Here is a 9,972-nt window from a genome sequence, read left to right as displayed (position 1 = left end):
TAACATGAGTAAAAATGCATTTAAAAGAGCTATAGGTAGACTTTTAAAAGAAGGTAAAATAAAATTTGGTGATAAAGGTATAGAAAAAATATAAAATTTATAAAAACACAGGGACTATCCAATAATTGGATAGTCCTTGCTTAGTTAGAAGGTTAGAAAAATTCTATCATATCATTAATATCTTCAGTAGCATTCTGAATTGCCATATCTCGACCCACTGAATCGTCATCAACACCGTCTACAAGAATTTTGTCAAATTTTTTCAATCCTAAAAATTTAAATATATCATGTAAATAAGTTGATCCTTGATTCATAAATGGAGATATGAAAAAAGGTATTTTAGCGCCAGAAGATTGAATATAAATCATCTTTCTTTTTTTATCTCCCAGTAACCCAGAAACTTTATTGTTAGCCGAATCAAGATTAATTAATTTTTTATCTTGTATTATACAATCAAGATATTGTTTTAATATGGATGGGAAAAAAATGTTCCACATAGGAGCCGCAATCACATATTTATCTGCTCTTAGAAATTGATCACATAGATTTTTTATTTGTTCAACTTGTTGTTTTTCCTCGTCAGATAATTTATCATACTCTTCACCACTAACTAAAGTAGCTCTTGAAGTAAATATTTTATAAGTTATTCTTGGTATATTTGCTTCGTATAGGTCTAACTCTTCTATAGTATCATCGGGATATAATTCTTTATATTTATTGATGAATATTCGACCTACTGTCTTACTGGTTGATAAGTTCTCTGGCTTTGAATTAACAGTTATATATAATAGTGTAGCCATACAAATCTCTCCTTTTGTTATTTGATATAAGTTTTAAATAGTATTAAGCTAATTTTAACTATATATATAGTCTGCTGATTTTTATATAAAATTAAACATGAATTAATAAATAAATATACATTTGTTTTTTTGGATATCAATTTGTAACATATATAAACCTAGATATAATCAATGTTTAACAGGAATTAAAATTAATTGTACGTCGTATAAAAACAAAAAGATACCTATTTGATTAAAAAAACAAAAATTTAATAAAAAAGTGTTTGACTGACGGACAGAATCTTCATATAATAAGGAAGTAGATAAACTATATTAGGAGGATAAAAGTGTGGAAAACAACGCTAATATTAAAAAAGCCATAAGTGTAGAAGGACTAATATCATTAATTATCATTGGAGTTTTTTTTACTTATCTGTGTAGCATTATGGGTGTAGTCAATATGTTTAATACCTTAATCAGCACAGCACATGATCTACTAATTAATACAGTATTTTTCATAATGGGCATAACTGTACTCGCAGGAGCATTTGGTTCAGTATTATCAGAATTCGGAATAATATCAATTCTTAATAGACTATTATCATGTCTTATGAAGCCCCTGTATAAAATGCCAGGTGCAGCAATATTAGGAGTTGTAACTACATATTTATCAGATAATCCTGCTATTATTACTTTAGCTAATGATAAAGGATTCAAAAGGTATTTTAAGAAATATCAATTACCAGCACTTACTAACATAGGTACAGCATTTGGAATGGGGCTAGTTGTAACCTCTTTTATGATAGCCCAGCAATCTCCCGTGGGGGAAAGTTTTGTTTTACCTGCGTTAATCGGGAATATGGGAGCTGTTGTTGGTAGTATTGTAAGTGTACGTATCATGCTGATTTTTACTAAAAAAGAATATGGTATAGATGCAATGGCTGTTGAAGGCAGTGATAAGTCTTTAAACATGTTAAAATATAGAGAAATAAGAGACGGTAATATAGGTTCCAGACTCCTTGAAGCACTACTAGAAGGTGGTAAAGGGGGGGTTGATTTAGGAATTTCCATTATACCAGGTGTTTTAATAATATGTACTATAGTTATGATGCTTACTAATGGTCCTTCTGTATTAGGAATGTATACAGGTGAAGCCTATGAAGGAGTTGGATTATTTACATATCTAGCGGATAAACTTAATTTTATACTATATCCAATGTTTGGATTCAGTAGTTATGAGGCTGTATCTGTTCCCATCACATCATTAGGTTCTGTGGGTGCGGCTATTGGACTTGTACCAAAATTATTAAAGGAAGGGCTTGTTGGTGGTAATGATATAGCAGTCTTTACGGCTATGGGTATGTGTTGGAGTGGTTACTTAAGTACGCATGTAGCAATGATGGATAGCTTGAAGTGCAGAAAGCTAACAGGTAAAGCTATCATAAGCCATACTTTTGGTGGTTTAGCTGCGGGTATATCAGCACATTGGATTTATGAAATATGGATGAATATATTATAGATAATATAAAGATGGTGTTTGAAAGGTAATGTTGATAAATCATTAATTTATGAAAAATTAATATATTGAGTATATAATAAACTTAAAACAAATAATGAGGTTGTAGATTACGATAATACTACCTCATTATTTTTAATAGTTGATGAAATCATAAAATTGGATTACACTATAATTATTAAACATCAATCAGACATTAAATTCATTTCTAAAATGCGCTAATCGGGAAGGCTCTTAATTAATTCAATTACAACTAAAAAATATATCATTGAAAAGGAGAGATAAAGATAATGAATGAGTTTTATCAACTTGATGTTAATAAGGTCTATGAGTATGTACAGCAAGAATTAAACTTTTTTCATGAGGATGCAGATATTGAATGTAGCGAAATTGGTGACGGTAATCTCAATCTAGTTTTTAGAGTAAAAGACAAGAAGTATAATAAAAGTGTTATAGTCAAACAATCTCTTCCATATGTCAGATGTGTAGGAGAAGATTGGCCTCTAAGTATTGGTAGAAGTGAAATAGAGAGTAAGCTATTAGAAATTGAGTACAAACTTACAAATGGTATGGTGCCTGAAGTTTATAAGTTTGATAAGGTTATGTATTCAACCATCATGGAAGATCTAACTGACTATGTAATAATGAGAAAAGGACTACTTGAGTATAATCAATATCCAAAATTCGTAGACCAAATAACGGATTTTATTGTCAATACATTGATTCTTACATCAGATGTAGCTATGGAACACAAAGAGAAAAAAACGTATGTGAAAGAATTTATTAATCCACAGTTATGTGAAATAACTGAAGACCTTGTTTACTCTGAACCATTTTTTGATGCCAAGAGAAATAATATCCCTGATTATATGATTCCATTTATGGAGAAAAATGTGTGGAATGATAAAGCTCTTATATTAGAAGTAACTAAACTGAAATTTGACTTTATGAATGATGCTCAAGCATTGTTACATGGAGACCTTCATACAGGAAGTATTTTTATAAATCAAGATAATATCAAAGTTATTGATCCTGAATTTGCATTTTATGGACCTATTGCTTATGATACCGGTGCATTGATATCCAATTTAATAATGAACTATTTATCTACAGATGTAAGATGTAATGATACAGGATTAAAGAATAAACATATGACTTATTTAATAGATACCATTAAAAATATTATGGATGTTTTTAGGGATAAGTGTATGAAAATATGGACTGATGTAGTGAAGGATAATATGGCTTCACGTTCACCAGATTTCGCTAAATGGTATATAGATGATATATTCGTAAATACAGCAGGAGTTGCTGGATGTGAAATGATAAGGAGAACAGTTGGACTTGCTCATGTTGCTGATCTAGATTGTATAAAAGATGAGACTAAAAGAGAAGAGACTAGAAAATTGAACGTGTTATTAGCGAAAGAATTCATTATGAAGAGAAATGAAATACTGGAAGGACAAGATTTTGTCAATCTAATCAAAAAATTTTGTGGAAAGATATAGATTTTCAATAGAAAAGGAGTGTTCATAGATGAATATTATTGTTCCAGCACGATTGAATGAAGCAAAAGATAAGATGATTCTACTAGACCAAACATTATTACCTATAGAAACAAAATACATAGAAATAGTAAAAGTCGAAGATACTTGGGAAGCAATCAAGAAGTTATGTGTAAGAGGAGCTCCAGCGATAGGAGTAGCAGCAGGATTTGGTGTTTATCTAGGAGTAAAAGAATCTATGGCAAAAACATATGATGAATTTTATAAAGAATTCAAAAAGGCTAAAGATTATTTAGCTTCATCAAGACCTACAGCAGTCAACCTTTTTTGGGCTCTTGATCGTATGGAAAGAAGAGTGATAGAAGAAAAGGATAAATCAATATTAGAAATCAAGGAATGCCTATTAGCAGAAAGTGAAGAAATACTTAAAGAAGATCAAGAAATGTGTAAAAAAATCTCAGAGTACGGGTTAAGCCTATTAAAGCCTGAAATGGGATTACTAACACATTGTAATGCAGGTGGTATAGCTACATCAGGTTATGGTACAGCTCTTGGACCAATGTATCTAGGACAAGAAAAAGGATACAGTTTTAAGGTGTTCGCTGATGAGACTAGACCTCTTAATCAAGGCTCAAGATTAACAGCATGGGAACTTAATGAAGCAGGTATTGATGTAACTGTAATATGTGATAATATGGCATCAATAGTTATGAAGCAAGGTAAAATCAATGCAGTTCTAGTTGGATGTGATAGAGTTGCAGCTAATGGTGACACAGCTAATAAAATAGGAACATCTGGGGTAGCTATCCTAGCGAAAGAGTATGGCATTCCATTTTATGTATTAGGTCCAACTTCTACTATAGATATGGATACTCCAACAGGTGAGGATATCAATATAGAACTTAGAGAAAGCAGTGAAATATATAATGGATTCGGTAAGATAACTGCGCCACCAGAGGTTAAGTTCTATAACCCAGCTTTTGATGTAACTGATAATAAATACATTACTGCTATCATTACAGAAAAGGGTATTGTTAAACCGCCATTTAAAGAGAATCTTAGAAAATTGTTTTAGATAAGTTGAATTAAGGCAAATAGATTGAGCTTATGGGTGTATAGATATTTAAGTTCAATCTATAGTAATTTTAAAATTTAGCTAGACTTCAATATTGACTTTTTGCATTATAAAATGTAATAATATTCTAAGATGACTTATTATTAACAACTTAGATGGAGGAATGAATATGATTAATGTAATAGAAAATGATGCTCTCAAAATTGAAGTAAATAGCCTTGGAGCAGAGTTATCAAGTATAAAAACTAAAAAGGATGGAATAGAATATTTATGGCAAGGGGACCCGTCGGTATGGGGAAGAAAATCACCTATCTTATTTCCTATTGTTGGGAAATTAAAGGATGACGAGTATTATATTGAAAATGAAAAATATGAATTAGGTCAGCATGGATTTGCTAGAGATATGGAATTTCAAGTAGAACAAAAGGATAAACAAATACTTGAATATAAACTTAAATATAATGAAGAATCATTGGAAAAATATCCTTATAAATTCTTGTTAACTATTACTTATGAATTAAAGGAAAATAATCTTAACATAGGATATAAAGTTGAAAATCTAGATTCAACAGACGTATACTTCTCCATTGGGGCACATCCTGGATTTAATTTACCTATCATTAATGAAGAGAAATTAGAGGATTATTATCTAGAATTTAATATGCTTGAGACAGTGGATAGTTATCAATTAAATACTGAAAATAGCGTTTCAGTAGAAAGTTTACCATTCCTAGATAATGAAAGAATAATACCTATTACTAAAGATATATTCAATAAAGGTGCAATTATTTTATTGGATGTGAAATCTAATAGTCTATCATTAAAAAGCAAGAAAAATAGTAGAGAAGTATGTGTTAAATATGATGGGTTCCCATATTTAGGTATTTGGGGACAACCTGAGAATTCTCCTTTTGTATGTATTGAGCCTTGGTATGGAGTAGCAGATTTTGAAGATACAGATAAACAATATAAAACTAAAAGAGGAATTCAAAAACTAGAAGTATCAAAAGAATTTAATGCTAATTATTATATTACTATAAAATAATATATGATATGAGCAAGCTAATGCTTGCTCATACTCATTTTTTCTTTTATTAATTCCTTTATCAATTCTCCAAATTGCCATTTCTCAGATGTTGGAGTTGCTACAGCGTATATAGGTTTTTTTAACTTAGTATCTTTAAATAAGTTAATAAAAGAATGAACTTCTTTATTGGATAGAGCGTTAAAAACAATAGTTTTGGATTTTACTCCTGTTTTATACTTAACAGGAACAAAGTTATTATCTACTATATCTTTTATTTTGTTTCCTAACATATCATCTTTAACCACAACACATTCATTGATTCCCCTATCTAGTGAGAACTTCTTGATCATACTGATCTCCTCAGGAGTATAACCATATACTAGAATACAATTTCTACCTTCAGGTCTTTTAGTATCTGTATCATTAATTTGTTCAAATGACATAAAATCACCTCTTTTTTATTGTTGATTAAATAATATTATTATATACAAAAGTAAGCTTCAGAAATATATTTAATATAATGAATATACTTCTAAAAAAGTTGGATGTCAATGAAATTAATATTTAAGTATCAGTTTCAAACTAAATTATATTGCAAGTAAGTCAGAAAAAAGAGTTTTGTTCTGACGTGGTTTTTGCAAAATAGTATATGTATATGTTACGCCAGCTACTTGCTCGTCCTGAGCAAAAAAGCTGGGTTCGGCGTCCTGCCTCACTACTTCACATATACATATACTATTTTGCGTTAAGTCCCTTCAATGTAATCACAAAACACTTTTTTCTTCTAGTTAGCAGAACTTTTGGCTATTTAAGATTTTTACTATATAAATAATGAGGAAACTCACTTATTAATTTATCTAGTAATTTAGTAATAAATATTTTAATCAAGAACATACTATAAACATAGAATATTACAATAAAAAACGAGGTGATAATTAATGCCAAAAGATAGTCAGCCAGATAATAAGAGAGCTAGAATGGAGAAATGCAATTACCAAACGCCTATAACAAAAGAAAATATGAACCATAATCCAAATAAGAAAAAACATTCAGTTAAAAATAATGACGTATAGAACATGTAAATAAAAAGGATGTCATAAAATATATTTATAGTCACTAAGACCTATATTAAATATATGTTATGCATCCTTTTTAAATTAAGTAATTCAATACTTTAGTTGAAAAAATTGCATTACTTTGTTATAATTACAGTAAAGTTTTTCGGCAAAATTCTACAAAAATGATAAGATGGGTGGTAATATAATGACAAATGAGAAAGATTTTAGTATTAAAAGTTCTACAAAGACCTATAACATTAAAAGTTCCATTGTTTTAAGCATTTGTTTAATTGTGAGTATTGTTATTTCATTTTTGATATCCAACATATTAATAGTAAGTCTTATAACATTAGGTATTTTAATTGTAGGTTTGATTTTTTTAAGAAAATTTAATACACATAGTAAGAAAGAAGAAATCCCAGATGAAATGTTAGAAGAAAAACAACTAAAAGATAGATTGGAAAATCTATTGGAGCATGCTGAAAACGTTACACAAAGTGGTTTTGGAAAACAAATTCCTGTTGATTCCAATGATGAAATAGGAAAATTAGCTGCTACATTTAATTATCTTTTAGATAATGTAGGGAATTTTGTTAAAGAATTAGATGAAATCTCAGAAGAATCTTCAGATACAAGTAGGAATTTGGCAGATATAACACATAGAACTTCATGTGTTATGCAGGAAGTATCTACAACATTACAAGAATTAACGTCCAATACATCCAATCTAAGTGGAAGCATCGAAGAAATAGCAGAGGGTGCATATAAGGTAGAAGAATTGACCAATGAAGGAATTACCTCTCTAAGAAATCTAGAATATAAGATGGAGAATATAGTTGAAAATGCTAATTCTGCTACTCTTAGTATAAAAGAACTTAACTCAGCGTCTAAAAAAATGCAAGGTATAATTGATGTTATATCTAATATCGCAAAACAAACTAATTTATTAGCTTTAAATGCTGCGATAGAAGCAGCAAGAGCAGGTGATACTGGAAAAGGATTTGCAGTTGTTGCAGATGAAGTTAGAGTGTTGGCAGGAAATACTCAAGACTCTTTACAAAGTATTAGTGAACTAATCGGTACTTTTTCAGAAGAAACCATTAATACAGTAGATATAATCGATTCTAACAACAAAGAGATCATCCAAGGTGGTCAGATATTAAAAGAAACCTCTGAAACATTTAATGTTATTGCACAGAATATAACAAACATGGTTGATGGCATTAAAAATTCAGCAGATGCAAGTTCACAAATTGCAAGTGGTAGTAAAGAAATAGCCTCTGCTACAGGTGTTCAAACTAATTCAATAGCTGAAATAGCTGATTTATCACAAAAATTATCCAATATGGCATCTGAATTGAAAACTACTTTGACAGATACTCAAATTGGAGGATCTAGTATTGATTTTGATTTAGTGACAAATGATAGTGATATAAAACTAATTTCAGAAAATGATAAAATTGAATTAAAACAGTCTTTGGGAATAGATAATAAGTACATAATTGGTATGATAGCCAGACTGGAACCAGTTAAAGGGTATGATTTCTTAATAGAAGGGTTAAAAAAAGTATTACCAAAACATAATAATGTTGTATGTATTATAGTTGGTGACGGTTCATTAGAAGATAGATTAAAAGAAAAAGTTGAAAAAGAACATTTATCAGATAGAATTTTATTCTTAGGTTATAGAAAAGATATATTGAAGTTATTAGCTATAATGGATCTTGTTGTATTAACTTCTGAAAAGGAAGGTATGCCACCAAGAACATTAATGGAAGCAATGGCATCAAGTAAACCTATAGTGGCTACGAATGTAAAAGGTAATACTATGTTAGTGAAGGATAATAAAACAGGATTATTAGTGAATTATAAAGATATAGATAACCTAACCAGGTTTTTAGAGTTCTTTGTTAAAAATCCAAGTAAAGGTATAGAATATGGTAATAAGGGGAGAAAACATCTTGAGAAATTAATAAATAACTAATATGGCTATTCAAGTAGGTTAGAAAAAATATTTTGTTCTTACTTGGTCTATGCAAAATAGTATATGTATATGTTACGCCAGCTACTTGCTCGTCCTGAGCAAAAAGCTGGGTTCGGCGTCCTGCCTCACTACTCCACATATACATATACTATTTTGCTTTAAATTATACTGTAGCATTATCACAAAACATTTTTTCTTCTAGTGTGATTGATTTTATATATAATTTAATATAAAATAATAGGATATTAAATAATAATTTAGTAGGTTACTTAATATTTTATAATAATAGGTAAAAACATTATTAAGTTATATTGGAGGTAATTATGAAAGTTATAGCGTTTAATGGAAGTCCTAGAAAAGAAGGAAATACATATACTTTATTACAGACGGTTTTGAAGCAATTGGAAGAGCATGGTATAGAAACAGAGTTGATCCAAGTAGGAGACAGAAACATACATGGATGTATTGGTTGTGGTAAATGCAGAACTAATGGTAATAATAGATGTATATTTGATGATGATATCATTAATGAATGTATTGAAAAAATAATAGAAGCAGATGGTATAATATTAGGATCTCCAGTTTATTTTGGAGGATTATCTGCTCAAATGAAAGCGTTTATTGATAGAGTAGGTTATGTAACTCGTCCAGAACGTTTATTAAAAAGAAAAGTCTGTTCATCAGTTGTTTCACAAAGAAGAGACGGAGCTATAGCAGCATTTAATTCAATGAATAACTTGTTTACCATTTCAGAAGCAATAGTAGTTGGTTCAAGCTATTGGAACCTTGGCTTGGGTAGAGCTGCTGGTGATGTTGTTAATGATACTGAGGGGATAGATAACATGAAAAACCTTGGTGATAATATGGCTTGGCTATTAAAAAAAATAAAAGAATAATTATCTTTAAATAAAATTACCTAAGAATTGGTTTAGTAACTACTGATTCTTAGGTTTTTTATGGCTTTTTCCTGGGAAATATTTTTTGCGATGATAATATTAGAATATTACTATGGCGGATTGAAAATTGAA

At 29.7% G+C, this 9,972-nt stretch carries 9 protein-coding genes and 1 pseudogene; 8 read left to right on the top strand and 2 right to left on the bottom strand.

All coding sequences use genetic code 11. From position 1 onward, the window contains the following. Positions 1–94: pseudogene (locus tag ACX6CF_RS25895) on the top strand (RNA-binding protein); the annotation flags it as partial. Positions 95–152: 58 nt separating this feature from the next. Here the strand turns inward: ACX6CF_RS25895 and ACX6CF_RS25890 are convergent. Beyond that, positions 153–800, bottom strand: a complete 648-nt coding sequence (locus ACX6CF_RS25890; protein ID WP_458788275.1) for an FMN-dependent NADH-azoreductase — start codon at positions 798–800, stop codon at positions 153–155. 328 nt (positions 801–1,128) lie between these two features. Between ACX6CF_RS25890 and ACX6CF_RS25885 the strand changes: the two genes are divergently transcribed. From ACX6CF_RS25885 to ACX6CF_RS25870, 4 genes are all read left to right on the top strand, one after another. Further along, positions 1,129–2,298 (top strand): CD0519/CD1768 family membrane protein, encoded by a 1,170-nt coding sequence (locus ACX6CF_RS25885; RefSeq protein ID WP_458788274.1) that lies wholly within the window; start codon positions 1,129–1,131, stop codon positions 2,296–2,298. A 287-nt stretch (positions 2,299–2,585) separates the two neighbouring features. Next, a complete protein-coding gene (gene mtnK, locus ACX6CF_RS25880) occupies positions 2,586–3,803 on the top strand; it encodes an S-methyl-5-thioribose kinase (RefSeq protein WP_458788273.1) in 1,218 nt (405 codons plus the stop codon). A 28-nt stretch (positions 3,804–3,831) separates the two neighbouring features. Beyond that, on the top strand, positions 3,832–4,875 hold the full coding sequence (mtnA, locus tag ACX6CF_RS25875; RefSeq protein ID WP_458788272.1) for an S-methyl-5-thioribose-1-phosphate isomerase: 1,044 nt from the start codon (positions 3,832–3,834) through the stop codon (positions 4,873–4,875). Between the two features lie 169 nt (positions 4,876–5,044). Next, positions 5,045–5,920: an aldose 1-epimerase family protein gene (locus ACX6CF_RS25870; RefSeq protein ID WP_458788271.1), complete on the top strand. Its 876-nt coding sequence runs from the start codon at positions 5,045–5,047 to the stop codon at positions 5,918–5,920. Between the two features lie 17 nt (positions 5,921–5,937). Here the strand turns inward: ACX6CF_RS25870 and ACX6CF_RS25865 are convergent, their stop codons facing one another. Further along, positions 5,938–6,345 carry a DUF3783 domain-containing protein gene (locus ACX6CF_RS25865; protein ID WP_458788270.1) on the bottom strand — a complete coding sequence of 136 codons (408 nt, stop codon included), beginning with the start codon at positions 6,343–6,345 and terminating at the stop codon, positions 5,938–5,940. Positions 6,346–6,840: 495 nt separating this feature from the next. Here ACX6CF_RS25865 and ACX6CF_RS25860 point away from each other — a divergent pair, with 495 nt between their 5' ends. The 3 genes from ACX6CF_RS25860 to ACX6CF_RS25850 all read left to right on the top strand — a co-directional run bounded on the left by ACX6CF_RS25860 (position 6,841) and on the right by ACX6CF_RS25850 (position 9,840). Continuing rightward, the gene (locus ACX6CF_RS25860; RefSeq protein ID WP_458788269.1) at positions 6,841–6,975 is read left to right on the top strand and encodes a hypothetical protein; all 135 of its coding nucleotides are present in this window, start codon (positions 6,841–6,843) and stop codon (positions 6,973–6,975) included. A 190-nt stretch (positions 6,976–7,165) separates the two neighbouring features. Next, a complete protein-coding gene (locus ACX6CF_RS25855; RefSeq protein WP_458788268.1) occupies positions 7,166–8,944 on the top strand; it encodes a methyl-accepting chemotaxis protein in 1,779 nt (592 codons plus the stop codon). A 323-nt stretch (positions 8,945–9,267) separates the two neighbouring features. Then, positions 9,268–9,840 carry a flavodoxin family protein gene (locus tag ACX6CF_RS25850; protein ID WP_458788267.1) on the top strand — a complete coding sequence of 191 codons (573 nt, stop codon included), beginning with the start codon at positions 9,268–9,270 and terminating at the stop codon, positions 9,838–9,840. The last annotated feature ends 132 nt before the right edge of the window (positions 9,841–9,972 follow it).

This window comes from Vallitalea sediminicola (assembly GCF_054408565.1).
The sequence above is the reverse complement of the archived record's forward strand: the minus strand, read 5'-3'. Positions and strand labels throughout refer to the sequence as shown.